Genomic DNA, 26,980 nt, shown 5'->3' with positions numbered 1-26,980 from the left:
CCTCAGGTCTTGGACTCGGCCTTCTTCGAAACGAAGGTCGCCTTCAGATTGTCAAACAGTTCGACCTTCACGCCGTTGCGATGCATGATGAAGCTCTGCTGCGCCACCGACAGCAGGTTGTTCCACGCCCAGTAGATGACGAGACCCGCCGGGAAGCCGGCAAGCATGAAGGTGAAGATCAGCGGCATCCAGCCGAAGATCATCTGCTGGGTCGGATCGGGCGGGGTCGGGTTGAGCTTGAACTGCAACCACATCGTAATGCCCATGATGATCGGCCACACCCCGAGCCAGAGATATTGTCCGAACACCGGAATCTGCGTGGGATCGAAGTGCAACAGTCCGAACAGGTTGAACAGGTTGGTCGGATCGGGAGCCGAGAGGTCCTTGATCCAGCCATAGAACGGCGCGTGCCGCATTTCGATGGTGACGAACAGCACCTTGTAGAGCGAGAAGAACACCGGGATCTGCAATGCGACGGGAAGGCAACCGGCGATCGGGTTGATCTTCTCCTTCTTGTAGATCTCCATCATCTCCTGCTGCTGCTTCACCTTGTCGTCGGGATAGCGCTCCTTCAGCGCCGCCAGTTGCGGCTGCACCGATTTCATCTTCGCCATCGAGACATAGGATTTGTTCGCCAGCGGGAAGAACAGAAGCTTCACCAGCACCGTCACCAGAAGGATCGAGATGCCGAAATTGCCGAAGAAGCGGTAGAAGAAGTCCAGCGCCAGGAACATCGGCTTGGTGATGAAGTAGAACCAGCCCCAATCGATCAGAAGATCGAAGTGGTTGAGCTCGAGCTGCTTGTTGTAACCTCCGAGCCCTCCGATCGGGAAATTGATGCCGACAACGCCGGCTTCCTTGGCGCCGGCGAACAGCCGCGCAAAGGCGCTGCCGGTGCCGCCGATCGCAATCGTCTGCGGGTCCTGCAGATAGTCGGTCTGATAGGTTCTCACACCACCGACGAGATTGGACGAGAAGCGCGCCTGCAACTGGGCGCGGGTGTCGGGCAACAGCGCCGAGGCCCAATATTTGTCGGTGATGCCAAGCCAGCCATTGGTGACCTTGAAGTTGACCGCCCTGGCGTCGTCGATTTTCTTGTAGCCGTATTCCTGCAGCCCATAATCGCCGAGATAGCCGATCAGGCCCTCATGCAGGATGTAGTACCCGGCGACCTTCGGGGTGCCGTGTCGCGAGATCAGCGCAAAGGGATAAAGCGTGACCGGCGCGTTGCCGACATTGGTCACTTCGTCCTTGATCGTAAACAGGTAGTGGTCATCGATCGCAATGGTACGCCGGAAGGTCAGCCCATCGCCGTTGTCGTATTTCAGCGTCACCGGATGGCTCGGCGTCAGGCTGCCCGTGTTTTCCTGCTGCCAGACCGTGTTCTGGTCGGGAATCCGCGCCGTCGAGCCGCTGGCGGCGACCCAGCCGAATTCCGCATAATAGGGATTCTCGGTACCCGAGGGGGAATACAGCACGATCGGCGGCGAGTTGGGATCGACGGTCTCGCGGAACTGCATCAGCGACAGGTCGTCGACGCGCGCGCCTTTTAACGAAATGCTGCCCGAGAGGCGGGGACTTTCGATTCTGACGCGCGCTGTGGCGGCAATCGCGCTGTCCCGGCTCACCGGGGTCGCCGAGGCCGGCTGATTATTGGCGGGCGCATTGGCCGCCGGCGCCGGCGCCGTTCCGCTTTGAGGCGCAGCGCCGCTTTCCTGCGCGGGCTTGGTCGTCTGGGTCTGCGCAACCTGCGCGGCGCGCTGCTTTTCCATCTGCGGAACGTTGTAGAAATATTGCCAGGCCAGCAGCACGAGCCCGGAGAGAATGATGGCGAGGATGGTATTGCGATTTTCGGTCATCGATCAGGTCTCGTCATTCATTCTGTGTTCGCGTCGCGTAGCCTTTGAAGCCTCGCGGTTGAGGCGATGAAGCCCCGCGTGCAGATCCTCGAGCATGCTCGAAAAATCACGGGTCAGGGCGGCGCGGCGACCGACTAGCACATAATCACTATGGGGCCGGAGCGATACGGCATCTAACCGTTTTACCAATTCGCGAAGTCGCCGGCGGATGCGGTTGCGTTCGGTTGCACTACCGTTCTTCTTGGTGACGGTAAAACCCACCCGGGCCGGGCCACCATCGTCGCGACGGCGGCATTGCAGCACAAAAGCGGCCGCGCTGACCCGCGTGCCATTGGCAACAGCGAGGAAGTCCGCCCGCTGCCTTAGCCGATCCATGGCAAGATCTCTCCGGGAGGCCCGGGCTAGTGTGGTGGATTTGACATTCGATTTAGTCTCACCGCGAGTCCCCAGATCGAATGTCAAATCCAAAACCACACTGGAATCCGATATTTGCTAGTGTCCCTTTGGTTCTGACATTCGTAAACGAACGCGCCGGTACGAATGTCAGAACCGGGACATTAGTGCGGCTTTGAATTTGAAGTTCCTATCAATCCCTCTGCACCACTATTACAGGAACTTCAAATTCAAAGCCGCACTAGAAACCAATAATTGCCAGAGCTCCCTTGATTCCGAAGTTCGCCTCAGAGGTCGCCGCGATAGCTTGCGAACTTCGGAATCGGAGCTCTAGGCGCTCAGACGTTTGCGGCCGCGGGCGCGCCGTGCGGCGAGCACCTTGCGGCCACCGGTCGTGGCGATGCGCGCGCGGAAGCCATGGCGGCGCTTGCGCACCAGTTTGCTGGGTTGGTAAGTCCGCTTCACGGGTCGTTCTCCGCTGAGACCTGGCCTGCCGGGGCTGGCGATCTGCCTGATAAGTGAGTATGTCCGCGGATGCTGCCAGGCCCAAGCGGGCCATTTTCCGGCCACAAACGAGCCGGCCCGGTCGAACCGGGCCACCGCGGACAAGTGGCGCGGCTTATACGGGAGCGACCCCTTTTCGTCAATTGCGAGGTCAGCGGATCGAGCTTCTTCGAAACGGCACATTTGGCGCGAATAATTGAGCATTCCCGGTGTATTAAAGATGGGATGAGGGCTCACCTCCTGGTGCGGTGAATTTGAAGTTCCTATCAGTGTTGCTGCAAAGGGAATTTCCGGACGCCGCAGGACGGTCCGGATCGCGCAGGGGTTCTAGGAACGGCTTTGCGTCATTAAATCTTTATTTGACCGTCCCCGTGGCTGGACGCATCCTTAAAACGTGAGGCCCTGAAGGGAGTTATGGCGTCAGCGAACGACGAAAGGACGACCACCGAAAAGCTGCAGCCAACGCTGCGGCGCCGCTTGGGCTTGTCCGGTAAGTTGTTGCTGCTCACCATTCCGCTGGTCATGATCGCGGAAGTCCTGATCTACGTGCCCTCGATCGCGAATTTCTGGATGAACCGGCTCAACGGCAAACTGGCGGCTGCGAATACAGCCGCGCTGGTGCTGGACGCGGCCCCCTCCGGCATGGTTCCGGAATCGCTGTCGCGGCAAATCCTCGACAGCATTGGCGCGCGTGCGGTGGCCATCAAAATGGGACAGCAGCGGCGGCTTCTGGCCTCTACCGGTTTGCCGCAGGCGATCGGCCATGACGTCGACATGCGCTCGCTGACGGCCTGGTCGTCGATCGTGGATTCCTTCCAGATGATGCTGGAGACCGGCAATCAGGCGATCCGGGTGATCGGGCCGCCGCCGGGCGGAGGCCAGTTCATCGAGGTCGTGATCGACGAGGCGCCGCTGCGCCAGGCGATGTATGTGTTTTCCCGCAACCTGCTCCTGGTTTCGCTCGCGATCGCGATCCTGACCGCCGCGCTGGTCTATCTTGCGCTGCATTTCCTGTTTGTGCGGCCGATGCGGCGCCTGACCGAGAACCTTGTCGGTTTTCACGAGAATCCGGAAAGCCCGGCGCGGATCATCGTTCCGTCGAATCGGAGCGACGAGATCGGCGTTGCCGAGCGCGAATTGTCCGACATGCAGCGCGATCTGGTGTCGATGCTTCATCAGAAGAGCCGGCTTGCGGCGCTCGGGCTTGCGGTTTCGAAAATCAACCACGATCTGCGCAACCTGCTCGCGTCCTCGCAATTGCTGTCAGATCAGCTGGCGAGCGTCCCCGACCCGCGGGTGCAGCGCTTCGCACCGAAGCTGATGCGCTCGCTGGAACGCGCCATCGCATTCTGTCAGTCGACACTCTCCTATGGCCGCGCGCAGGAGGCCGCGCCCGACCGCCGCATGATCCTGATCGAGCCGGTCGTCGGCGAAGTGCGGGAATCCGCAGGCCTTGCCGCCGATGCCTCGGTCACCTGGATCAGCGCGATCGAGCGGGGGCTGATGATTGACGCCGATCCCGATCAGCTGTTCCGCGTGCTGCTCAATCTGGTGCGCAATGCGGCCCAGGCGCTCGAAACCCTGCCGCGCGGCGACGCCGCCGCCATGCAAATTCGCATTACCGGGCGGCGTGAAGGCGCGGTCGCGATCATCGAAGTGTCCGACACCGGTCCAGGCATTCCGCCGAGGACGCGCGAACACCTGTTTGAGGCTTTTCAGACTTCAGGCCGGCCGGGCGGCAGCGGGCTCGGGCTTGCGATCGCCGCCGAGCTGGTTCGCGCCCATGGCGGAGAGATTCACCTCGTGGAAGGAACCATCGGCGCGATGTTCCGGATCACAATACCAGACCGGCCGGTGGAACTACTGACCGTGCGTAACGAGCGGGCAAGAGCTTAGGGTATTGATAATTGCGCGAGATTCCGGGTTCGCACCCCGAACTCGGGTTTACCCGAGTTCGCCCCTGTTATTTTCCAAGTCGGCAACACCGACTTGGATGCGCGACCCCGAGCCGGACCCTGTAGAGGCCTCCGTTCCGGACCTTGCCAATTCGGGCCGGAGCGGGTAGCTAAAGCGCTCTTTCGCGACCTTCCGGTTAGATTTTTGATGCAAAGGGCCGTTGAGCCCGAGTGTCACGCGAAAAACGCGCCCGTAGCTCAGCTGGATAGAGCACCAGACTACGAATCTGGGGGTCGGACGTTCGAATCGTTCCGGGCGCGCCAATAACCCATTGATTTCGGTTACCAATCTTTGCTCGATTTTCGAGGGCTTGACAAACCGGCACCTCGGGGCTGCACCGGGGCAGCACAGCGCAAGGAGATCACCTTTCACAATCACTTGGGGGGAAACCACCGACAGTTCGCATCAACGATCAAAGTTGATGACACCTCACACGATTTGAATGTCGGCGCCTGCAAATGCTGCGGGGAGCCCCGCTACAGACTGATGCGCTGTAACGGAGCCTCGTTCTCCGTCTACGAAATCTCGTCGGCCGATTGTGAGAATCTCGAAGTGTACGTTGCCGAATTGCATTCGGTGCTTGCAGTGGATGTTGAGACGAAGTTGACCTTCCTCAGGGAAATCATCGCTGAACGAAATTCCCGAGGTTTCTTTGAAACCGAAGGAATGGGCCCGTTTCGTGTAGGCCTGATCGATAAGGCTCGAATCCACTTTCAAAGAAGGGATTGATGGACGAGATTATAGATCGACATAGTGACTTAGATCATGACGTAGCGTCGGCCTTCATTCTCGGATGTATAGCGACCGAACTGCATTGGCTCAGAATGCACGAGGCTGCAGTAGCCGAAGGATACGCTCATGTCGAGGGACGAGAAAATCGCTATAAATACGACCCAACCTCGCCCGGTTCGAACTCGGAAGATCGATTGGCGCGCCTTTTTCCGCCGCGCGCGAGGCCTGCGTAACCGCGGTCGTTTGAACGGTGACGCAAACCGCGGAGTCCGGCGCGGATCGGTGTTGTCCTTCATATTGCCGGAGGCAGCGCGAATGACATCAATCACCCGTCGTTTGTTCCTGTCGCTGGCGACTGCTCTTGTTCCGGGCGCGGCGATCGCGCATCACGGCTGGGGCGGATACGACACGTCCAAGTCGTTCACCGTCACCGGCGAGATTCTGAAATCGACCTACGAGAATCCGCACTGCCAGATCGAGATGGAGGTCGACGGTAAGCACTGGCGCTTCGTCCTCGCGCCGCCTTCGCGCATGGAGCGGCGCGGCATCACGCCGGACATGATCGCGCCTGGCAAGACCTGTACCGTTTTCGGTTATCCCCATACGAGTAATCCGGACGAGGCGCGGATCGAATACATTATTCTCGACGGCAAACGCATCGAATTGCGGTAGACCAGCGTGGAACATCAGCCAGCCGCGCCGATCTTCCTGGCATTGCAGGAGAGCGCGCTCGGTCATGTGATGCGCAGCTCACCGGCGCTTTATCCCGCGGTCGAGATTCTGCATATCCTCGGCTTCGTTGTGCTGGTGGGATCGATCCTGGCGCTCGATTTGAGGCTGCTCGGATTGGGGCGCGCGATTCCGATCCAGCCGATGGCGCAATTGCTGCTGCCTTTTTCACGCTTCGGTTTTCTGCTCGCGATCAGCATGGGATTTCTGTTGTTCAGCGCCGATGCGGCGCATGTAGTGCGCAATCCTGCGTTCCAGACCAAGCTGCTCCTGATTGCGGCGGCGCTGGTCAACATCGTGATCGCACATGCCGGCCCGTGGCGACGTATTGCGCTCTGGCGCGCCGAAGCGTCCGGCGGCGCCAAGGTTACTGCGCTCGTGTCGTTACTGCTGTGGCTCAGCGCCATCTGCGCCGGGCGCCTGATCGCGTATTTTTAACGGGGGCCGCCACCATGGGCCGCATCTGCTCCGCAATCTTCGCAATCCTGGTCGGCTTCTGCACCGCGGCGGACAACGCCGACGAGGCCGAAGCTTTTGCACGCAGGCCGGCATGTCGCCCTGATGCGGCCATACTGTCCCACTTCTTCAAATTAAGGTTTGATATTTCACTTCCGGTTTGGGTCATCGGCGACTGAGCTGGCCGGTGCGTTTTGGGACGACGTGCGCTTTGGCGAAAACGAGCTGCAACAAAGAGAAACACCGGATCCAGAACACGCAAATTCCTTCGTCTTTTTTTGCCGCTTGCGGCGCTCAACTCAATATGTGTGTTATAATTCAAGACCCGCTAACGTGATACCACGCCGTGCGGAGCTCAACATTATGCAGTATCCGGACCACACGCGGCGCTCGCTTCTCCTCACCACTGGGGTTTGTTCTCACGCCGGCTGTTCCATGATCGGCTGGCTGAAGGCCGAGCACAGCGACAAAGACATTCTTAAGGGCTTTTGTCACAACTCCGAGTTCAATCCTCGGGAAAGCGCGCAGGTCGCGTTCGTGCCCGCGCTCCGGCGTCCGGCGGCGCCGCGGCTGGCGATAGCGGATGGCTCGCTCACCGTAGCTGCAACACTCCTTGGAAAGGTAGGTGCTCAACAACCAGGCTGATGGGGCGTGGTCGTATCGGATTCGCATGCCCCAGAACGATCGCACCACCCACCATAGGGTGGGTGAAGAGATAAAGCACAGGGAGATAGCGTCCATGACCAGAAAGCAATGGCTTTTCTCGACTGTTGTCGCGTTTGCAACCCTTGCCTCAACCGCTGTCGTCGCCGGTCCGATCGAGAATTACAGTCCGGTGACATCAGCCCGGCTCGAAAATCCAGAGCCGGGGAACTGGCTGATGACACGCGGCAACTACAAGGGATGGAGCTACAGTTCGCTCGATCAAATCAACACCAGCAACGTGAAGTCGCTGGTACCGGTGTGGAGCTTCTCCACTGGTGTGGATTCTGGGCACCAAGCGCCGCCGATCGTGAACAACGGCGTAATGTTCATCTCGACGCCGTACATCCAGGTGGTCGCGCTGGATGCGGCCACGGGCGATCTGCTTTGGCGCTACAAGCCCAAGTTTCCCGAAGGGTTCAGCGCCCTGCACAACACTAACCGTGGCGTGGCGCTGTATGGCGACAAAGTCTATTTGGCCGGGCTCGATGCCGTGCTGGTCGCGCTTGACGCCAAGACCGGCAAGGTCGTTTGGAACGCGAAGGTCGAAGATTGGAAGACCGGCTACTACATGACCGCGGCGCCCCTGGTGGTGAAGGACAAGATTCTGGTCGGCGTCGCGGGCGGCGAGTTCGGCGTGCGCGGCTTCGTCCAGGCGTTCGACGCCGAGTCTGGCAAGTCGGTATGGAAGACCTACACGGTTCCGGCGCCCGGTGAGCCGGGAAGCGACACCTGGGAGAAGCCCGACACCTGGAAGACCGGCGGTGCCTCCACCTGGATGACCGGCAACTATGATACAGCGTCCAACACGGTCTATTGGGGAACCGGCAACGCCTCCCCATGGTTCGGCGATCAGCGACCGGGCGACAACCTGTACACCTCCTCAACTGTCGCGCTCGATGCCGATACTGGCAAGATAAAGGGCTATTTCCAGTACCATCAGAACGAATCGTGGGACTGGGACGAGATGAATGCCCCGATGCTGGTGGATTTCCAGAAAGACGGCGCCACTACCAAGGGCCTGCTCAAGCCGGCGCGTAACGGCTATCTGTACTGGCTCAAGCGCAATCCGGATGGCGGGATTTCTTACATCAACGCCCAGGGTTACGTGCCACAGAACGTCTTCAAGAGCATCGATCCAAAGACTGGACGGCCTGAGATCGACCTGGCGCACAAGCCGGCCACCGGCAAGGCGGCCCAGTTCTGCCCCGGCCTGTGGGGCGGCAAGGATTGGCCGTACGAGGCCTATAACCCGAAGACCGGAATGGTCTACATTCCGTCCAACGAGAACCACTGCAATAACCTGGAAGGGAAGGTCGAGGAGCGCGTTCCCGGACAGTGGTGGACGGGCGTTGCCATCCCGGATTTTCACTTCTCGGTCGACACCAAGGCGAGCTTCTACGGCGAGATCCAGGCGTACGACGTCAACAGCGGCAAGCGGGTTTGGCGCAACCTGTATTCGGGCTCGATGATGTGGGGCTCGATCCTCACCACCGGCGGGGGGTTGCTCTTCACAGGCGGCACCAACGACCGTGAGTTCCGCGCCTACGATGCCAAGACCGGCGAGCAACTCTGGCACTTCAAGACCAACTCCGGGATCATCGCGCCGCCTTCGACCTACGAGGTCAATGGCGTTCAGTATGTGGCCGTGGAGTCCGGCTACGGAGTCGACGCGGCCTTCCAGCAGGAGCTGATGAGCCAGCTGGTAGGTTGGCAGAAGGATGTGCCGCAGGGCGGCGTCGTCTGGGTCTTCGCCGTTTCCAAGTGAGTGCCTCTTTGTTTGCGACCGGCCGCCAGCAATGGCGGCCGGTTTCTCGGCCGGCCGGGTTTCGTTGCCCTGTCAAGCAACCTCACTCGTTAGGATTCTAACGATGCAACATGTTCGAGCGGGGTCAACACTGATCTGCATCTGTGCCGTTACACTGGCCGCCGCGCTGGCGAGTTCTCCGGCCTCGCCGGGGTTCGAACAGGCGCAGGCCGATGAATCGCCCGCTTATGTGGTCGAGGTGACCGACGTGTCCGCCAAGGTCGGCGAGCCGGCGGTGCTGCACGCCACGTTGCGCATTCGCGACGGCTATCGGGTTCTCCAGGGTTACAACAATCGCGTGATCGAACTCTCGTCGTTTGACGATGGGGTAGCGTTCGAGCGTCGCGTGGTGCGGGGTACCATTCAGGAAGGCAGCCTCGACTTTGCGATCGGCGTGCGGGCCACCAAGCCCGGCAAACACCCGATCAACGGCTACTTCAGGGTCGGCTACATCCACGGCACCGACGAGTTCGCAATGGTTTCGCTGCGCCTGATCGCGAACGTCAATGGCACCGAGTAATGGAAGGAGCGAGCCGCATGCGGTGCGATGATTGGCTGCACTGTCGCTGCTACAGGCGTCGAACGATCCTCGGGCTGGCGCTTGCGCCACTGTTGGCCGGTTCCGCACGCGCGGCCGAGGAGGGCGAGGCTGCCAAGCCGCCGGCGCCGGACGATCGCTTTGCGTTTCTGACCGGTCCGAAGAAGGGACAGGTGGTTCGGGCCGAGGACCTTGCGCTGGGCGGTCCGCAGGTGCAGGCCTTTCCGATGGCTCCGGACGGCACAGTGCGCAGTGACAATCGCCTCAATCTGGTAATCCTGGCGAGGTTCGACCCCACCGCACTGACCGACGAGACGCGCGCGCGCGCCGCCGACGGCGTAGTTGGCTACTCGGCGACCTGCACGCACCAGGGCTGCCCGGTGAACATGTGGTCGAAGGAGCGCAACGCGTTCGTCTGCTCGTGCCACGCCTCCATCTTCGATCCCAGAAACGCCGCGGAGGTGATCGATGGGCCGGCTCCGCGTCCGCTTCCGGCGCTCGGGCTGAAGCTGAAGGACGGTGTCGTGACGGTTGCTTCGACCTTTTCGGGCCGCGTCGGCGCCACACCAAACTGATCCGCGACCTCTCATTCCGACCGTCCGGACGCCGTGAGCAGGATAACCAGGTTCATCTCGGCGATACCTGGCTCGATGTGCCGGCCCTTCGGCGAGAGTTGAAGGTCGACGGGATCTGTTCCTCCTTGAAGGTGTTGGCCATCGCCTCGTGGACGAACAGCCTTGACCCGGCGGCCGAGATTGGTCGACACGCTGGCGTCGGGCGAACTGGACGGCGACGCTTGCCTCAATCTGAAGTCACCGAGCGAGCCATTTTTTCGCCGCCGCCGGCAAGCTCACCCGCTTTCGACAAACGAAAAATGCAAGAATAACTTCAGCTCTACGGTGATTTCTGATAGCCTCACAGCCCTGTATGAAGGTCCACCTGCACAACAACGAACAACTAACAGCAGGAGGCATGCGCAAAACCAAACTATCGAACAGATCGTGCAATGAAGTCTGTCAGCCTGACTGATGCGATTTTGAATCGCGCAGCTGGCCAAGTCGGTCGACGCCGGCGAATGGAAGCGTGTTCCAGCCAGCGTCCGGAACGGACATCAGAGGCTTAAGAAGAGCGAGAAACGATCATGATCAAATTGAAGATTAATGGCCAGGAACATAGCTGGGACGGCGACCCGGATCTTCCCCTTCTCTGGTTTCTCCGTGATGAGGCTGGCCTGACCGGCACCAAATATGGCTGCGGCCAGGCGCTGTGCGGTGCCTGCACCGTCATCGTCGGCAAGGAAGCGGTGCGCGCCTGCATCACTTCCGTCTCCGACGTGGTCGGCCGCGAGGTCACCACCATTGAAGGCCTTCACCCCACCGGCGACCATCCGGTGCAGAAAGCCTGGCGCCAGCTCAACGTGCCGCAATGCGGCTTCTGCCAGGTTGGTCAGATCATGCAAGCGGCAGCGCTGCTCGGCGAGAACCCCAAACCCTCGCACGACCAGATCCGCGAGGCGATGTCAGGCAACATCTGCCGCTGCGGCTGTTACCAGCGCATCGAAAACGCCATTCATCTCGCTTCAACGGGGGTGTAATCATGAACATCCTTGCAAACCCCAGGAAAGTCCGTGGCTTTGAGCAACACATCCGGCCGATCAAGGTCGAGAAGGTCTCACGCCGCAGCATGCTGAAGGCTCTCGGGATCGCCGGCGGTTTCGTGCTCGCCGCCCCCGTCATGAGCCGCCCTGCCTTCGCTTCCTACCAGACCGGTGCCGACAAGATGCCGCACGGCACCGTGGTCGATCCGCGCGTGTTCGTGGCGATCGCCCCCGACGGCATCGTCACCATCGTCGCGCATCGTGCGGAGATGGGAACCGGCGTCCGCACCAGCCTGCCGCTGATTGTCGCCGAGGAAATGGACGCCGATTGGTCGCGGGTCCGCGTTCGGCAGGCCCACGGCGATGAGGTCAAATACGGCAACCAGGACACCGACGGCTCGCGCAGCACGCGGCATTACCTGATGCCGATGCGCCAGATCGGGGCCTCGGCCCGCAAGATGCTGGAGCAGGCCGCGGCGAAGCGCTGGGGCGTTCCGGTGACTGAGGTAAAAGCGGTCAATCACGAGGTGGTCCACGAGGCGAGCGGACGGAAGATCGGATTTGGCGGTCTGGCCGCTGATGCTGCCAGGGAACCAGTACCGGCCATCGACAGCCTGAAGCTGAAGGACCCGAAGACCTTCCGCTATCTCGGCAAAGGCGAGATCGGCATCGTCGATCTGCACGACATCACCACCGGCAAGGCCGGCTACGGCGCTGATATTCGGCTGCCCGGCATGAAATACGCCGTCATCGCCCGCCCGCCCGTGACCGGCGGCAAGCTGGTATCGTTCGATTCCGCTAATGCCGTGAAGGTCTCCGGCGTCGAGAAGGTCATGGAGGTCAAGGGATGGCCTTGGCCGTCAAAATTCCAGCCGCTTGGCGGAGTGGCCGTGATCGCCCGCAACACGGGCGCGGCGATCAAGGGCCGCGATGCACTGAAGGTCACCTGGGACGATGGCGCCAACGGCAAATACGACTCGGCCGCCTACCGGACCGAGCTCGAAGGGGCCGCACGCAAACCGGGACTTATCGTGCGCAAGGAAGGCGACGTCGACGCCGCCTTGAAGAGCGCCGATAAGGTGATCGTCGGCGAATATTATCTGCCGCATCTTGCCCATGTCAGCATGGAGCCGCCGGCCGCAGTGGCCGACGTCAAGGGCGACAAGGCCGAGATCTGGGCGCCGGTGCAAAGCCCGGGCGGCACGCGCGAGGACGTTGCCAAGACGCTCGGAATCCCCGAGGACAACGTCACCATCAATGTGACGCTGCTCGGCGGCGGCTTCGGCCGCAAGTCGAAATGCGACTACGCGCTGGAGGCGGCGCTGCTGTCGAAGGCGCTCAACGCCCCGGTCAAGGTTCAATGGACGCGCGACGACGACATCCAGCACGACTTCCTGCACACGGTCTCGGTAGAGCGGATCGAGGCCGGCCTCGACAAGAACGGCAAGGTGATCGCCTGGCGCCACCGCAGTGTCGCGCCCAGCATCGCCTCGACGTTTGCGGCGGGTACCGTCCATCAGGCGCCGTTCGAACTCGGCATGGGCCTCATCGACAATCCCTTCGAGATCGCCAACCTCCAGTGCGAGAATCCGGAAGCCGCAGCATACACCCGCATCGGCTGGTTCCGCTCGGTCTCCAACATCCCGCGTGCCTTTGCGGTGCAGTCGATGGTCGGCGAGCTCGCGCACGCCGCCAACCGTGACCAGAAGGAGATGCTGCTGGAGCTCATCGGCTCACCGCGCATCGTCGATCTCTCGTCGGTGAAGGATCCCTGGAACTATGGCGAGCCCTACTCCAGCTATCCGATCGACACGGCGCGGCTGCGGCGGGTGGTCGAACTGGTCGCCGACAAAGGCGAGTGGGGACGGTCGGTGCCCAAAGGCCGTGGGCTCGGGATCGCCGTCCACCGCAGCTTTGTCAGCTATATCGCGACCATCGTCGAGGTGGCCGTCGACGACAAGGGCAAGCTGACGGTGCCGCGGGTGGATACCGCCATCGATTGCGGGACCTATGTCAATCCGGAGCGCATCCAGTCCCAGATCGAGGGCGCCGCCATCATGGGGCTCAGCCTCGCCAAATATGGCGAGATCACCTTCAAGGACGGCAAGGTGCAGCAGAGGAACTTCGACGACTTCCCGTTGCTCCGGATCGACGAAGCACCACTGGTGACCAATGTCTACATCGTGCCTCCGGGGCCCGACACGCCGCCCAGTGGCGTCGGCGAGCCTGGCGTGCCACCGTTTGCACCGGCCTTGATCAACGCCATCTTTACCGCGACCGGCAAGCGCATCCGGGCGCTGCCCATCGGCAAGCAGCTGGAGACGTAAACTTAGCGTTGGTTCACAAAGGCCGATTCATCGATCCGGTTCGATGGCGAAGCGATTGCTCATACGAACGATGCGGCGGATATTTTCCGCCGCATTATCGGTGCTTAGTCTTTTGAAAACGCGCGTAAAGGGTACAAACCGCACAAAATCGACGGCGCGCGTTGTCGTCTTGTCAGGCGCGATTTTTTCGACAACCGTAAGCTGCTGAGTGGCGTAAACGGGCCCCGCGCGCTGCGGCCGGCTCGGAAGCAAGGCGGGTTCTGAATAGCAAGTGTCAATGTCGCCTTCGGGTCTTGGCCGTGTGAAAACGCGAAGGCACTCAATCTGTAGAAGAAATTCGTCCAAGACCGTTTCAGGCATCCAATTCGCAAGCGCATTGAAATTAAAATCGAACTGAAGAATGTCATTCTCGTCGCGTTTCGAATTTTTGCGTTTCTACATGTTGGGCGGCAGCTTCGCGATCTCCGCTTGAGCCAGCCTGCGGCACTCGCCGCCGCGGGTCGATTCTAATCGGGATTTCCCGTGCATATCCTTTCAGATTAGCGGCGGGGGAAAAGTGGCCGCCGCCTAACGTGCAGCGCGCCTAACGCCTGGGTGCTTTCCATTCAGGTTTCACGGAAGGCTCGAGAGAAGCTGTCGAACACCGGCTTCATGATGTATTCGAAAAACGTACGCTCACCGGTTTTGATGTAAACGTCGGCCGGCATCCCCGGTGTGGGCGTGAACTCGGGCATGCGCTTGAGAATGTCATCCCGGTCCAGGCGTACTCGAACGACATAGAATTCGCGTCGCGCGTCATTCTCGTTCTTGATCTGCACCTGCTCTGCCAAGGCGTCTGCTGAGACGTAGATGACGGTCGCAGCGACCATCGGCGTGACGCGCTGATTGAGCGCGGACAGGCGCACCAGCGCATCTTGGCCCACGCTCAGATGCGAGATATCCTTGGGATTGACGTGTGCCTCGATGATGCGCTCATCGCCGATCGGCAGAAGCTCCAGGATCACGGCGCCAGGGGCGACGACACCGCCCGCCGTGTTGAAATTCTTCTTCACCACAATGCCCCGGACCGGCGAACGGACGTCGACCCGGTCGACCACGTCCTGCGCGGCGCGGATCTGCTCCTCAACGTCGTCAAGATCCGTCTCGGTCTCGCGCAGCTCCTTGATCGAATCCCGGAGCGCCGTCGAGTGAAGGTGGACTATTTTTTCGTTCGCCTGAGCAATCCGCTCCTTCGCGTCGGCAATCCGGCCTAGATACTCGCCGAGGTCTCCCCCGAGACTCGCCTCGGAACGTCGCAGCGCCAACACATCCGTCTTGCGAACCAGTTGCTGTCCCAGAAGCAAGTTCTTGTCCCTCAGCTCTTCCGCAAACAGCGCAATGCGATCCCTGGTGGACTGCACTTGCGCTTCATATCCGCGAATACTTTCTTCCAGTCCCGCGATTTGCTTCCTGAGCACGCTCTCTTCGGCCGTAAGGCTGGCCTGGCGAGCCCAGAGCTCGGCGCGTTGCCGCTGAAGAATCGCTTCGATGTCCGGATCACGAACGCTCTCGCCGAATGCCGCCGGAGCTTCGATTGTCTCCGAAGAGCGCATTTCGGCTTCGAGACGCGCCTTCATGGCGAGCAGTCGATACTTCTTCAAGACCAGGCGTCTCAGCTTGGCGTTGGCAGCCGTGTCGTCCATGCGAACGAGGACCTGGTTCGCTTCGACAACATCACCCTCCTTCACCGCTATCTCCCGGATGATACCGCCCTCGAAGTGCTGGACCTGCTTGTTCTGCCCGGTCGCTACAAAAGTGCCCGATGCGACGACCGCACTGTTCAGTGGAGCAACCCCGGCCCAAACACCGAAACAACCGAGCCAGACAACCAGTATGCCGATCCCGGTGAGAATCGGCCATGTGGCGCTCAGGGGAACGCCGCGGCACCACGCGCCGATGCTGTCCGCTTCCGCTCTCATGCCGTCCTCTCGCGCTTGTCGGTTTCTTCCGATGATTCGATGCGTGGCTGCGACGGCTTGTCTGCTCCGGCTCCGCCGGGCGACCGAACCAGGCGATGCAGCACTTCGCTTGGAGAGCCGAATGCTTCCGCGCGTCCCGCCCGCAGGACGAGCACTTTGTCCACGCTGTTCAGCAGCGCCGGACGCAGGGTGACGACCACTGCGGTGACCCCACGCGTCTTGGCGCGCTGCAGAGTCTCGGTCAAGGCCTGCTCGCCCGCCGCGTCGAGATTCGAGTTGGGCTCGTCCAGCACGACAAGAGACGGATTGCCCAAAAATGCCCGGGCGAGCGCGATGCGCTGTTTCTGTCCCCCGGACAGGGGCCCGCCGCTGCGGTCGAGCACGGTCTCATATCCCTGCGACAGCAGGCAGATCATTTCGTGGATGCCCGAGAACGTCGCCGCCTCGTAGATGCTGGCGTCCGGCAGGTCGTCGCGCATGCGGCAGATGTTCTGCTTGATGGTCCCTGGAAACAGCTCGACCTCTTGGGGCAGGTAGCCGGTATATTCCCCGAACTGCCGGCGATCCCAGTTGCGCAACTCCGTGCCGTCCAGCCTGACCTTGCCCGCGGTCGGCACCAAGCAGCCCACCAGAATGCGCGCAAGCGTCGACTTGCCCGATCCGGACGGTCCGACGATGGCCAAAGACTCTCCAGGCGCAAGCTCCAGCGAGACGCCATTGAGCACCGGCTCCTTTGAGCCGGGTGGCAGATACAAGACCCGGTCGACGCTCAGGCGCCCCTGCGGTTTGGGCAAAAGCAACTTCGGCGTCTCGCGCTGAAATGACTCCACGGCCTGCGTGACGCGCTCGTAGGCCGATCGCGCCTGAACACAGCTGCGCCATCCCTCGATCAGGCCTTCGAGCGGCTGCAGGGCACGGCCGGCAATGATCGAGGCCGCAATCATCATGCCGCCGGTGATCTCGGCTTGGAGGGCCAGATAGGCGCCCGTACCGAGGATCGTGATTTGGGCCACCAGCCGGACGAACTTTGACGCTCCGCCGATCCAGAAGTTCCGGTCGAGGGCCCGGCTCTGCACGGTCAGAGCCGGCGCCTGCCTTCGACCCCAATGCAGGATGCTCTCGCTCAGCATCCCCATCGCATTGATCACCTGCGAGTTTCGCGCCAGCGACTCGGCCGCCGCATCGGCCTCGGCGGCATGAAGACCTGCCTGGCCCAGCGGCTCCGAAGTTGCTTTCTGGTTGATAACCGCTATCAGCGCCAGAGCCAGCCCCGACACGACAGCGATGTAGCCGAGTTCCCGGTGGACGAGGAATATGACGCCGAAGTACAGGGGCGACAACGGCGCGTCCATCAACAGAAGCATGACGGGGCTCGAGATGAATCCGCGCACCTGGTGAAGGCTGCGAATCCCCTGGATTGTGCCGCCTTCGCCGGCCCGCGCGTTGTTGATGCTGCTCGCCAGCACCGGGCCGCCAAGCAGCACTTCCATCTTGGTCGCAAGACGCCCAAGCACTTGCCGACGCAGAATGTCCACGATCGAGAGAATGCCGATGAACGCCAGCGCGAGAACCGAGAGCATCAGCAGTGTCTCGAGACTGCGGCTCGTCAGCACCCGGTCGGATATCTGGAACAGGTAGATCGGCAGCGTAAGCATCAGCAGATTCACGATGACCGAAAATGCCGCAACCGCGATCAGATTTGCGCGCGCCACCGATCGCCAGACGGCGAGCGGGTTGACAGGTCCGACATAATCGCGGGTCTCGCTGCGGGTTACGACGCGAAGGTGGTCTGCAGGATGGCTGCGTGGCGGATTACTCAGTGTCTCGATGGCCGCCATGTTTGCAACGCGTTACAAGATGGAATCCACATGTCCGAGATGGGCCGTTGATTGGTGACTCGTATCCACGATGTCGGGTGGCGGCGGCCCCTGTTGCTGGGTTTGATGCTGGACATCGGCGACCACCGGTGCCGAACTGTCGTGAGCCGCTGTGGCATCGGGCGGAGATGCGGCAGGCTGAGAGGAACCGGCCGTGTCGCTGCTTAGCGCGACGCCGTACTGCGTGTATTGCGTTCCGCTGTACAGAGCATTTGCCGGCGGTGGGGCGTCGGGCAATGCGATCACATCGCCAGCGGTGGCAATCTGGCCCGGGGCTGCCGAGGCAGACGGTGCGCCCGTTCCGGCGTTGGTCGGGGCAGCCGCCGCTGATTCAGGAACCTCGATAGGTGTGTGAGTTGCGGTTGCGGCAGCGAGAAGCGTGTCGGCTGGTCCGGAGACATTGCCGATGCTGGTATCAGAAGTGTTGGTGTCACCTGTGGCCGCATGCAGCAGGTCGGCGGCGGGATCGCTTGGCGAGCCGCTTTCCCTGGCGTGCAGCGATGCGGTGATGTCGGCGACCGGCGCAACACTCGCAACAGTGTCGCTTCCCGCACTCACGTCCGCAACCGAATGTGAGACATCCTGGGTCGGCGTGCTGACGGGGTCGGTCGCAGTTGCGAGCACCGGCTGCACAACAGCCTCGACTGGCGCGGTCGTGGCGGCCACGTCATGGGCCAGCGTGTCCACGGTGTCGGTCGCGGTCGCAATCACCGGCTGCACGACAGCCTCGACCGGCGCGGTTGCTGCGGCCACTTCATGAGTGAGTGTGCTCACGGTGTCGGTCGCGGTCGCGATCACCGGCTGCACGACAGCCTCAATCGGCGCAACCGCCGCGGCCGTGTCATGGCTGAGCGTGCTCACGGTGTCGGTCGCGGTCGCGATCACCGGCTGCACGACAGCCTCGACCGGCGCAGTAGCGGCGACCACGTCATGGGCCAGCGTGCCCACGGTGTCGGTCGCGGTCGCGATCACCGGCTGCACAACAGCCTCGACCGGCGAGGTCGTGGCGGCCATGTTCGGGGTCGGCGTGCCCATGAGCACATTGGCCTCCGACGATTCGGGCGCCGAGCCGGGCGGCAGACCAAGGTGGTTGTCGGCTAACACGTTGACGGAGCTCCCGTGGGTGGCGTGGTGAGCGCTGTCATGTTGCGAATCGTCATCGCGGCCGCCAATGTTCGCCGCGGCGGCAGCTTCGCCGGGCTTGGCCGCGTCCGGCTGCGCCAGAAGCTCGGTCCGACCGGCGTGATCTGCCTGCGTTTGTGCCGAAGAGGCGAGCCCCTGGTTGGTCTCGTCGGCTGCCGTCGTTTTGGAGAGATCAGTCGCCGATGAATCGTTGTTTCCCACATGTGACGCCGCGGCTGCCTGAGCGGCTCCTGCGTTCTCGTCCCCGGCGGCTGCCGGTCTGAGCGTAGAGGAAAGAAACTCTTCGACGGCTACTAGCGGGGCAAGGAAGAACGACCATGTCAAGAAAGTGAAAGAGCCGGTTCGCTTGTCAACACGTTGTGCCCCGGCTTCAAAAATCTTCCGTTGCTGTTCGACCAGTTCGCGTTTTTGTATTCTGTTCATGATCGCTCGCCTTCTAGGTTCCTCGTTCTGGTCAATAGCAACCCTCGTGCGGTAGCCCCGCCTGCGAGTGAGCATTTTCGACGCGTCAGGCGTCGTGCGACGTGTCCGCCGACATGTCGGAATGCCCCACGTCCAGGTGATCCGCCGGACCCATTTGGTTGATGGCGTAATCGAGCGCATCGTCGGATGACATGGACGCGAGCGCGGCAAGCGCCTCCGAGTGATCAGGACCTTTCGAGTGATCGATATCTTGCGAGCCGAGATCGGTGTGCGAGAAGTCGAATTTCGCCAACGCTTCGCCGGGGTTCTTGTCGAAGTCGCCGGACGGCCTGGTGTCGCTATGATCCTTCGGGTCGGGAATGCTTGTAGGGCTACCCCGTTCGGACATGGTTCCCTCCTCGCTCCGGGTTTGCGGCGGTCGCGCGGACATGCCTTCTCCGGGACCTCGCCGTCACTACCTACCGTCGCCACACGCAGATGGATGCAGCGCCGAAAAATAAATTCATGCGTCATCGAGCTGACGGCGCATGGCCATCAGCTCTCTCCGAATCCAGGCCTTGGCAGTGCCGACGGGAACCCGGAGGTATTCGGCAATTTCCTCGTGCGTGCGCCCATCGATGATCGCCAGAAGCAGGCTCGCGCGGCGGTTTGGCTCGAGCTGATCGAGCATGGCCCGTAGCGCCATGCTGTCCGGAATGCAGGACGCGGGATTCGGGATGATCTGTTCCCGCTCGCAGATGGCGTTCAGCGTGTCGTCCTTGAGCGGGAACTCGCGCCTCGCCTTCGCCTGCATCTTGAGTGCGGTGTTGCGGACGATTGCATAGATCCAGCCCCGCGCGGATCCACGCGCAGGATCGAAGTCTTTGGAATATCGGAGAATCTGCGCAAAGGCCTCGTGGATGACGTCCTCTGCACGTGACACGTCGCGGACAATCCGGTGCGCCACCGCGCGCAACTGTTCCCTCTCCCGAACGTAGATCTCGCCGACGGCAGAATGTGATCCGGAGGCGCACTCGAGCAGGGCTCTCTCGTAATCGGGAGCCGTCTCGCAATCGGGATACCTGTCTTGCTGCCCTGCGCTCGTGCGAGACCTTGCTTGTGCGAAGTCGGTACCTTGGTGGGACATGATCGAAATAACCTGTCGCAAAAAATAGACGCGACCTGCCGATTCCCGTCTAGGTATTCCCGTGTTGGACAGTGTTGGTGACTGGTATTTTCCAAGAAAATGCAAATGCGTATTGAAAGGCCCAAACCACACGCACGAAATTTGTTCCTGGAATTTTTTTCCCAATCTTAAATTTCCGCATCACGGACCGTGTCTTGTCATCTGGATCCGGGGCCAATCCGGACTCGACTAGCAGGGTTATCCTGCAACCAGTGCAACCATCGAATGAGCGAGGAAATGAAGCTCGCGCGCCTCGTTGTTCGAGCCATGCCAACCGGCGTTGCAATGCGCTTGTTGCACCCCTGCCGAAGAGATCGCCAGCAAAACCGATCTGCATCACACGGCAATGAAAGCACGCTAGTCGTACCTTCAAGGCGCGAACGCGCATAACATTGCAAACATCAATCCGCGTATTCCACTCTAGCGCTTATGCGCTTCCTGCTGGTGTCGAACTTTTCAAGAGAAGTCGTCGATCAATTGCGTTGAGACCATGGAAGGTTGGCGGCGCGCAAATCAGCAACCACTCTCTGACTGGCGTGACTGGCGTGACAAGAGAATGGAAACGAGCGTTTGGCTTGCCGCAAAAAATTTTTGCACGACAGTGCATCCAGATTGGCGTCTTGCAGCTAGTGATAACGTGGCAGCTGTTGGAGCAACTGTCTCGACACTTAAATCGAACCCCGAAGGGAGACGAACATGCAAGAGATCACCAATTTCACTCACCCCATCGAACTGTCTGATAAGGAACTCGATCTCGTAGCCGCTGGCTGGAGCAACGGCGGTGGCAGTAACTGCGGCTGCCGGGAGAGCGGCGGCAGCCTCATCAACGTCAGCAACAACCAAACCAACGTCGGCGTCAACATCCTTGGAGAACAAAACCAAGGCAATTTTAGATTCTAACGGCAAGATCGTGGGCGAACCGCTTCTGCTTAGCAAGGAGCGGTTCTCCACCGCATCGTGCGGTATCCATCCGCAGCCGTGGCGCGGCGAAGAGATACCATGCGCAGCTCTTGAATCGACGAATGAGAGCGTAAAGGTGCGCCATGGCTAACCGGCCGACTCTATTTCGCCAGGAGGCAATCGACTTTCTGCATCAGCGCAACAGCTGGGGCGAGGTCGTATCGCTGCAGCCGGTATCCAGCACGATCCTTGGCTGGACCCTTGCGGGACTTGTTGCGGTCAGTCTGTGTTTTCTCTCCATCGCGCAATACGCACGCAAGGAGACCGTGAGCGGTTATCTAGCCCCGACCTTCGGCACCGCCAAGATTTTCGTGCCGCAACAGGGCTTCGTCAAAGACATAAGGGTGAAGGAGGGTCAGGAGGTTGCAGAAGGTGACCCGCTCCTGACCGTAGTCACTTCGCAAATCAACGCGAACGGCGATGACGTCAACAGCACCGTGCTCGCAGTGCTGGCGCAGCAGCGCAATGTCATCGAGCGCCAGGTCGCTGCCGAAGAGCGTCGGACCGCCTCGGAACGCGATCGCCTCGCCTCCACGATCAAGGGGATTGAGGGGGAGATTGATCAGCTCGAGGACCAACGCAACATTCAAAACGAGCGGCTGAAGCTTTCGGAGAGTTTTGTAGCAACGGGCGCTAAGCTGGTGGCGAGCGGGGCGTTGGCAGCGATCGAGCTCAAGCGCCGCGAGCAGGGCGCACTCGAGCAAAAGCAAAACGTGGTGACGCTCGATCAGCAGATCACCGCGCGGCGGACCCAATTGACCGACGCGCGGCATACGCTCGAGCAACTTCCGGCCGTTGTTGCGGAGAGGGTCCGGGTACTGCGCAATGATCTCTCCTCGATCGAACAGCGCGTCGCCGAAGTGAACGGGCGGCAGGCTTACGTTATCAAGGCGCCGACGAGTGGGCGCGTGTCCACACTGCAGGCGACTGTCGGCCAGATCGCCGATCCAAAGCATATGCAGCTCGAAATTATTCCTGTTGATGCGCAACTGCAGGCGGAGCTGTTCTTTCCGACCCGCGCGTTTGGTTTTGTGCGCCCCGGCCAGCAGGTAAGGTTACTTTACGATGCATTTCCCTATCAGAAATTCGGCGCCTACCGCGGCAGCGTGACAGAACTCTCTCACGCCATTCTGAGCGGTAACGAAACGAAGGGGCCGATCACCCTTAAGGAACCGGCTTACCGAGTGACTGTGGCTCTCGAGCGGCCCGACATCGATGCCTATGGGCGCAAGATGCCGCTGCAGCCAGACATGCTGCTGAAGGCCGATGTCATTCTTGAGCAGCGCTCGCTGCTGAGATGGCTGCTCGATCCGGTGTTGAGCGCAAGGATGTAGCCGCATGCAAGGACTGTTGAATTTCAGCGGACGCAGGTTCCTCCCGGTCATCAGACAGACAGAGGCGACGGAATGCGGGTTGGCATGCCTGGCCATGGTGGCGTCCTATCACGGCCATCGAACCGACATGAATAGCCTGCGCCGTCGGTATCCGGTGTCCCTGAAGGGTGTCACGCTGCGCGACCTAATTGAGATAGCAGCTCACCTGGACCTGGGATGCCGGCCGCTGCGAATCGAGATCGGCCACCTCAACCAACTGCGCCTTCCCGCTATCCTGCACTGGGACATGGTTCATTTCGTTGTACTGAAAGCATTCAAAAAGAAGGGGATCGTGGTGCACGATCCGGCAGCTGGCGAGAAATGGTTTCCGATCACGGAAGCATCAAAACATCTCACTGGCGTCGTGCTCGAACTCTCGCCCACAGAAGGGTTCTGCCGCGCGGACGAGAGAGTGAGATTACCATTCTCGGCGTTCTTTAGCGGAACAAGCAGAAACACTCATACTCTGACGCAAATATTGGTTCTATCGGTGGTCATCGAGATCCTCAACCTCGCCGCCCCCTTTTACATGCAGCTCACGGTCGATGAGGTTATCGCCAGAGGGGACGTCGATCTCCTTCTCGTACTCGGGCTTGGGTTTGCGCTTCTCGTCCTGATCAAACTCGGGTCGACCGCGACCCGCTCGTTCATTGTTCTTGTTCTGCAGAATACGTTGAGCTTCCAAATAGGCGCCCGACTGTTTCATCATCTGGTGCGTTTGCCGCTCTCCTTTTTCGAAAAGCGACACATCGGTGACATTCTGTCACGGTTCAACTCGATCGAGCCCATTCGCAACATGCTCGCGGAGGGGCTGATCACGGGTTTGATCGACGGTCTCATGTCGATGTTGATGCTGGGGTTGATGTTCACCTACAGCGCCCAGCTCGGATTTGTTGTCCTGTCCTCGTTCGCACTCTATGCCGTTTTGCGGCTCGCTCTTTTCAGGATGTTTCGACAACGGAGCGAAGCGGCCATTCACAGTAAAGCAGACGAAGACTCCAACTTCATCGAAACTGTGCGGGCGGTCCAGAGCCTAAAGCTACTCAACCGGGAGAACGAGCGCGAGAGCCAATGGCTGAACCGTTATGCAGCGTATGTAAATGCCAACGTGCGGCTGGGGCGGGCGAAGATCAGCTTCAAAGCGATGAACGACGCGATATTCGGCCTGGAGAACGTAGTCACAATCTACCTCGCCGCTCGCCTCGCACTGGATAACCTTCTCACGGTCGGCATGATATTCGCATTCGTTAGCTACAAGCTGCAGTTCGCCGAACGGACAGCGCTGCTGATCGAGAAGCTGGTGGACCTGCGCATACTCGGACTGCATCTGGAGCGCCTATCCGACATTGCGCTCACCCCACTGGAGCGAGGGCACAGCCAGGACCTGTCGTATATGCGACCGATCCGCGGCGCGATCGAAATGCGCAACGTCTGCTTCCGCTATGCAGAAGCAGAGCCTCTTATTCTCAACAACGTCAACCTGTGCGTTGCCCCAGGACAATTCGTGACAATCATGGGACCCTCTGGCTGTGGCAAGACAACCCTTGTCAAAATCATGCTTGGTTTGCTCGAGCCAACAAGCGGCGAGGTTCTGATCGACGGCCTTCCGCTAGGCCAGATCGGGCCGCGCGTTTATCGCGAACAAATCGGCGCGGTGATGCAGGAGGATCAATTGCTCTCGGGATCGATTGCCGACAATATCTGCTTTTTTGAGACAACCTTCGACCTGCAAGGGATGATCGAGTGCGCGCGCATTGCCGGCATCCACGACGATATTATGGCAATGCCGATGAGCTACAATAGCCTCATCGGCGACATGGGAAGCTCATTGTCCGCCGGGCAGAAACAGCGCGTACTCCTGGCGCGGGCACTTTATCGCCGACCAAAGATCCTGTTTCTGGACGAGGGTACGGCGCATCTTGACACCGAAAAGGAGAGAGAAATCAACGCGAATCTTCGGCACCTGAAAATGACTCGCGTGAGCATAGCGCACCGACCCGAAATCACCCAGGGCGCGGATATGATCGTCCATCTAGCCGCTGTGGCCGGGCCGCTGCAGGTCGGAGTTGCAAGCCGCAGACCGGCAGCGGCGTCTGCCCGCGATACCAGTCTTACCGAGTTTGCCGCCGAAAGCGTGAAATCAGCCGAGACCGCGAAAGAACGCAACGACTGGTCTGATGACGGCAGCAAGAGCGATTATTCCAAACATGCGGGGAAGGACGACTACTCGAAAGAAGGCAAGGTCGATTACTCTGCGTGCGATGGCGCCTGGAAGGACGCCGGCAACGGCGACCGCCAACTGGACGAGCACGACTGCGAGCCGCAGAAGGATTGTTGCGGCACCAAGCCGTCCAACGACTGTGGCAACGGCGACACCAATCGTAATCCGGGTGAGGCCTTGGCCAAGATCGACTTCTCAAGGTGGTGATTTCGGCTCTAACGGGGCGGGTTGGTAATATAGGCGTCGGTGCCGTCCCGAAGGCGCAGCCCGCCCCGAGAGCCAACCCGGCAGCCAACGCTGCGCGGCCGCGAAAATGCGCGAAGGGCCAACAGGCGACAGCACGCTACGATGTTTTATCTCTGCGCCGAACGGCTATTATTTTGACTTCGATGCAGCGGATCGCACCGCGTTCTGATATTCGGCGAGGAGTTTTGCGTCCTCGATTGAACCGTGATGATGCATCTGGCGCCAGCGACCATTGATGAGCTGAAAAACGCGGGTAGTGCGGATGTTGAGGTCTTTCTCGGCGCCGCCATCGACGTAGGTGCCGCGCTCGCGCCCTACCGCCCAAAACACGTCGCCGGCCCGATGGATCGTGTAATCCCAGAAAACAACATGAACGTCGGCTGGACTTTTGAAGACGCCCTCGTACATCTTGTGCGGCTGATCAGCACCTCGCCGAATTCCGCCCAGCGGATTGTCGATCGCAACGTCGTCGGAAGCAGCGAAGTTGTCGTCGATCATCTTGAGATCGCGTGAATTGAACGCGTGATAGAATTGAGCCAAGGCCTGTTGCGGCTGGCTCAGGTCGCCGAGTTCCTCGTTGCCGGTTATAGGCTCTTGTATCGGCTTCGCTCCTTGCGCTTTGGCTGTGCCAATCGGCATCGACATCAGTACAACGCCGGTCAAACCAAGCACTGCCGCTATGAGGGCATTTTGACGGGCTCGCGGTGCAGACATGGGCTCCCTCCGTTGACCCCCCTGCACTACAGGATATCAAATTGGCAAATCAGCCGATACGCGGGCTAAATCACAAAGCGCCGAGTTAGTCAGGGCCGCTTGGGGTCAATCTCAACCAATTCAGCCGGCACAGCTCCCCCATTGATGTCCGCTTCGCGCCAAAAGCGACCGGGCGATTTCGCGTGTGCAAAATGTCGCGAAGGGCCATGAGCGGACCTCCACGGGGTTCAGCATCGTGTAAGTCGAGCTGTTAGACTAAACCTCGATTATAAACTGTCTGACGATGCCGCATGTAAAGTGACTAGCGACGGTATCGACGAACTTGACAAAGTCGACATGATGATCAGCTTTGTCAGAAATGGTTCGGACCACGGTAAGCGGTACATCACGCTCATGGCAAACTTGAGCTACAGCTGCTCCCTCCATCTCCACACACAAGGCATCAGGAATTTCCCTTCCGAGTGTGTTTCGCAAGTCGGCGTCCGCGATGCTCCCGCACCCGGAGGCCAATCCGGGCAAATTTTATTCGTGAATTATTTCATGCGGTCGCATCCGCCGAGCCCGCACTCCTCGTTGTAAAACGCGGCTACACTCGCGAACCACATGTCCGGGTCACTCAGCTGGCAGAAATGCCCCACGCCCGGCATCAGCGTCAGCCGTGCGCGCGGGCAGACGTGCTCCTTCAGGTGTAGAGCGACCTTCGCCGGCGACACCGCGTCGGCGTCGCCCCAGCAGATGTGCACCGGCTCTTTCACGAGGGAGAGCGACGGCAGCCAGCGCGACTTTTCGAAGCGCTTGCGGTCCTTGAGGTACTGGATCACCAGGTGGTTCATCCGGTGCCCGTGCTGTAGCTGGACGTTGGCCCACATTAGCCCGGCGTCTTCCGGCGTCAGCCGGTCATTGCCCTGCGCGCTCTGCACGGTGCGGTTGAAGGCGCTCCAGTTGGCGGACAAGCGGCTGAACAGCGGCCCGGCTGCGCCCAGCAGCGCCTTCTGACCCAGCCGCAGCTGCGCAAGATCGAGCACCATGTTGCCATTGGTGAAGGTGAAGCTCTTGAAGCCCGCCGAGAGCCACGCGGGCAGCAGGCCGCTGACGTGCCGCGCGACCAACTCGGTGTGCACGCTGTCGCCCATGTCGTGCGACAGCACGTGACCGCCCGTCACGCCGCGCTCTTTCCACACCTGCAGTGCTACGTCGGCCTGCTCGAACAACGAATAGGTGTAGTTCGCGATCGGCTTGTCGCTGAGCCCATAGCCGGGGAAGTCGAACAACACGACGCGATCAAAGAGCTTAGCGAGCC

The 26,980-nt window shown here is 60.5% G+C and carries 26 protein-coding genes and 1 tRNA gene; 15 read left to right on the top strand and 12 right to left on the bottom strand.

The genetic code is table 11. The features are described from left to right. Positions 1-2 precede the first annotated feature (2 nt). The 3 genes from yidC to rpmH all read right to left on the bottom strand — a co-directional run bounded on the left by yidC (position 3) and on the right by rpmH (position 2,717). The gene (yidC, locus tag VNX23_RS20740; protein ID WP_325633063.1) at positions 3-1,859 is read right to left on the bottom strand and encodes a membrane protein insertase YidC; all 1,857 of its coding nucleotides are present in this window, start codon (positions 1,857-1,859) and stop codon (positions 3-5) included. Positions 1,860-1,862: 3 nt separating this feature from the next. After that, positions 1,863-2,234 carry a ribonuclease P protein component gene (rnpA, locus tag VNX23_RS20735; RefSeq protein ID WP_325633061.1) on the bottom strand — a complete coding sequence of 124 codons (372 nt, stop codon included), beginning with the start codon at positions 2,232-2,234 and terminating at the stop codon, positions 1,863-1,865. Positions 2,235-2,582: 348 nt separating this feature from the next. Further along, positions 2,583-2,717 carry a 50S ribosomal protein L34 gene (gene rpmH / locus VNX23_RS20730; RefSeq protein ID WP_325633059.1) on the bottom strand — a complete coding sequence of 45 codons (135 nt, stop codon included), beginning with the start codon at positions 2,715-2,717 and terminating at the stop codon, positions 2,583-2,585. A 453-nt stretch (positions 2,718-3,170) separates the two neighbouring features. Here rpmH and VNX23_RS20725 point away from each other — a divergent pair, with 453 nt between their 5' ends. The 12 genes from VNX23_RS20725 (at position 3,171) to VNX23_RS20670 (ending at position 13,600) form a co-directional block, all read left to right on the top strand. Next, on the top strand, positions 3,171-4,652 hold the full coding sequence (locus tag VNX23_RS20725; protein ID WP_325633057.1) for a HAMP domain-containing sensor histidine kinase: 1,482 nt from the start codon (positions 3,171-3,173) through the stop codon (positions 4,650-4,652). A 246-nt stretch (positions 4,653-4,898) separates the two neighbouring features. Then, positions 4,899-4,975, top strand: a tRNA-Arg gene (locus tag VNX23_RS20720). 784 nt (positions 4,976-5,759) lie between these two features. Then, positions 5,760-6,116 carry a DUF6152 family protein gene (locus VNX23_RS20715; RefSeq protein ID WP_325633055.1) on the top strand — a complete coding sequence of 119 codons (357 nt, stop codon included), beginning with the start codon at positions 5,760-5,762 and terminating at the stop codon, positions 6,114-6,116. 6 nt (positions 6,117-6,122) lie between these two features. After that, complete coding sequence (locus VNX23_RS20710; RefSeq protein ID WP_325633054.1) at positions 6,123-6,611, top strand: DUF6644 family protein; 489 nt, start codon at positions 6,123-6,125, stop codon at positions 6,609-6,611. 14 nt (positions 6,612-6,625) lie between these two features. After that, entirely contained in the window at positions 6,626-6,808 is a 183-nt protein-coding gene (locus VNX23_RS20705; protein ID WP_325633052.1) for a hypothetical protein, read from the top strand. Positions 6,809-7,064: 256 nt separating this feature from the next. Beyond that, positions 7,065-7,274 carry a hypothetical protein gene (locus VNX23_RS20700; protein WP_325633050.1) on the top strand — a complete coding sequence of 70 codons (210 nt, stop codon included), beginning with the start codon at positions 7,065-7,067 and terminating at the stop codon, positions 7,272-7,274. A gap of 94 nt (positions 7,275-7,368) precedes the next feature. Then, positions 7,369-9,099, top strand: a complete 1,731-nt coding sequence (locus tag VNX23_RS20695) for a PQQ-dependent dehydrogenase, methanol/ethanol family (protein ID WP_325633048.1) — start codon at positions 7,369-7,371, stop codon at positions 9,097-9,099. Positions 9,100-9,202: 103 nt separating this feature from the next. Next, positions 9,203-9,658 (top strand): hypothetical protein, encoded by a 456-nt coding sequence (locus VNX23_RS20690; protein WP_325633046.1) that lies wholly within the window; start codon positions 9,203-9,205, stop codon positions 9,656-9,658. Between the two features lie 17 nt (positions 9,659-9,675). Next, entirely contained in the window at positions 9,676-10,251 is a 576-nt protein-coding gene (locus VNX23_RS20685) for a Rieske (2Fe-2S) protein (RefSeq protein WP_325633044.1), read from the top strand. 180 nt (positions 10,252-10,431) lie between these two features. Further along, positions 10,432-10,686: a hypothetical protein gene (locus tag VNX23_RS20680; RefSeq protein WP_325633042.1), complete on the top strand. Its 255-nt coding sequence runs from the start codon at positions 10,432-10,434 to the stop codon at positions 10,684-10,686. A gap of 131 nt (positions 10,687-10,817) precedes the next feature. Further along, on the top strand, positions 10,818-11,270 hold the full coding sequence (locus VNX23_RS20675) for a (2Fe-2S)-binding protein (protein WP_325633040.1): 453 nt from the start codon (positions 10,818-10,820) through the stop codon (positions 11,268-11,270). 2 nt (positions 11,271-11,272) lie between these two features. Continuing rightward, positions 11,273-13,600, top strand: a complete 2,328-nt coding sequence (locus tag VNX23_RS20670) for a xanthine dehydrogenase family protein molybdopterin-binding subunit (protein WP_325633038.1) — start codon at positions 11,273-11,275, stop codon at positions 13,598-13,600. A 27-nt stretch (positions 13,601-13,627) separates the two neighbouring features. On the opposite strand, the gene VNX23_RS20665 is transcribed toward VNX23_RS20670, so the two are convergent. The 6 genes from VNX23_RS20665 to VNX23_RS20640 all read right to left on the bottom strand — a co-directional run bounded on the left by VNX23_RS20665 (position 13,628) and on the right by VNX23_RS20640 (position 20,022). Further along, the gene (locus VNX23_RS20665; RefSeq protein ID WP_325633037.1) at positions 13,628-13,960 is read right to left on the bottom strand and encodes a hypothetical protein; all 333 of its coding nucleotides are present in this window, start codon (positions 13,958-13,960) and stop codon (positions 13,628-13,630) included. 245 nt (positions 13,961-14,205) lie between these two features. Further along, a complete protein-coding gene (locus VNX23_RS20660) occupies positions 14,206-15,558 on the bottom strand; it encodes an HlyD family type I secretion periplasmic adaptor subunit (protein WP_325633036.1) in 1,353 nt (450 codons plus the stop codon). Next, complete coding sequence (locus tag VNX23_RS20655) at positions 15,555-17,396, bottom strand: type I secretion system permease/ATPase (protein ID WP_325633035.1); 1,842 nt, start codon at positions 17,394-17,396, stop codon at positions 15,555-15,557. Before VNX23_RS20655 ends, VNX23_RS20660 begins: the two co-directional genes overlap by 4 nt. Positions 17,397-17,408: 12 nt before the next feature. Continuing rightward, entirely contained in the window at positions 17,409-19,001 is a 1,593-nt protein-coding gene (locus VNX23_RS20650; protein ID WP_325633034.1) for a hypothetical protein, read from the bottom strand. A gap of 85 nt (positions 19,002-19,086) precedes the next feature. Continuing rightward, positions 19,087-19,389, bottom strand: a complete 303-nt coding sequence (locus tag VNX23_RS20645; protein ID WP_325633033.1) for a hypothetical protein — start codon at positions 19,387-19,389, stop codon at positions 19,087-19,089. 114 nt (positions 19,390-19,503) lie between these two features. Next, positions 19,504-20,022, bottom strand: a complete 519-nt coding sequence (locus VNX23_RS20640) for a sigma-70 family RNA polymerase sigma factor (RefSeq protein WP_325633080.1) — start codon at positions 20,020-20,022, stop codon at positions 19,504-19,506. 840 nt (positions 20,023-20,862) lie between these two features. Here VNX23_RS20640 and VNX23_RS20635 point away from each other — a divergent pair. From VNX23_RS20635 to VNX23_RS20625, 3 genes are all read left to right on the top strand, one after another. Beyond that, the gene (locus tag VNX23_RS20635; protein WP_325633032.1) at positions 20,863-21,066 is read left to right on the top strand and encodes a hypothetical protein; all 204 of its coding nucleotides are present in this window, start codon (positions 20,863-20,865) and stop codon (positions 21,064-21,066) included. 371 nt (positions 21,067-21,437) lie between these two features. Further along, positions 21,438-22,460, top strand: a complete 1,023-nt coding sequence (locus tag VNX23_RS20630; protein WP_325633031.1) for an HlyD family efflux transporter periplasmic adaptor subunit — start codon at positions 21,438-21,440, stop codon at positions 22,458-22,460. A 4-nt stretch (positions 22,461-22,464) separates the two neighbouring features. Further along, positions 22,465-24,927 (top strand): peptidase domain-containing ABC transporter, encoded by a 2,463-nt coding sequence (locus tag VNX23_RS20625; RefSeq protein WP_325633030.1) that lies wholly within the window; start codon positions 22,465-22,467, stop codon positions 24,925-24,927. Positions 24,928-25,095: 168 nt separating this feature from the next. Here VNX23_RS20625 and VNX23_RS20620 read toward each other — a convergent pair whose 3' ends face one another. From VNX23_RS20620 to VNX23_RS20615, 3 genes are all read right to left on the bottom strand, one after another. Continuing rightward, complete coding sequence (locus VNX23_RS20620; protein ID WP_325633029.1) at positions 25,096-25,680, bottom strand: YybH family protein; 585 nt, start codon at positions 25,678-25,680, stop codon at positions 25,096-25,098. 255 nt (positions 25,681-25,935) lie between these two features. Beyond that, positions 25,936-26,154 carry a hypothetical protein gene (locus VNX23_RS30915; RefSeq protein ID WP_349256122.1) on the bottom strand — a complete coding sequence of 73 codons (219 nt, stop codon included), beginning with the start codon at positions 26,152-26,154 and terminating at the stop codon, positions 25,936-25,938. A 59-nt stretch (positions 26,155-26,213) separates the two neighbouring features. After that, positions 26,214-26,980: alpha/beta hydrolase (locus VNX23_RS20615; RefSeq protein ID WP_325633027.1), on the bottom strand; the 767-nt coding region annotated here is incomplete at its 5' end.

The organism is Bradyrhizobium sp. (genome assembly GCF_035570375.1).
GTDB lineage: Bacteria > Pseudomonadota > Alphaproteobacteria > Rhizobiales > Xanthobacteraceae > Bradyrhizobium.
This window is presented reverse-complemented; position numbering and strand designations above follow the sequence as displayed.